The sequence below is a fragment of the Salinimicrobium oceani genome, assembly GCF_012037645.1.
Genome location: NZ_JAAVJR010001484.1, coordinates 1 through 303, shown reverse-complemented (window position 1 = coordinate 303; position 303 = coordinate 1). Strand labels below are relative to the sequence as shown.

At 42.9% G+C, this 303-nt stretch carries 1 protein-coding gene; it reads left to right on the top strand.

What is annotated here, in order from left to right; translation table 11 throughout:
* On the top strand, positions 1-303 hold a 303-nt coding region (locus tag HC175_RS22740; protein WP_168140053.1), incomplete at both ends, for an endolytic transglycosylase MltG.

Genomic DNA, 303 nt, shown 5'->3' with positions numbered 1-303 from the left:
GAACCGGTATGGGTGACCTTCAATAATCAGGAGCGTCTGGAAGATCTTGCCGGGAGAGTTGCCGGTCAGATCGAAGCTGATAGTATGGAACTATTGAATACCATGAAAGATTCTGCCTTTTTGAAGCAGTATGAATTCAATAAGCGCAATGCACTGGGAATGTATGTCCCTAATAAGTATCAATTCTACTGGAATACTTCAGCTGAAGAATTCAGGGAGAGAATGAGAACAGAATACAACCGGTTCTGGACTGCCGAAAGATTGAAAAAAGCTGAAGAGATTGGCCTTACGCCACAAGAAGTA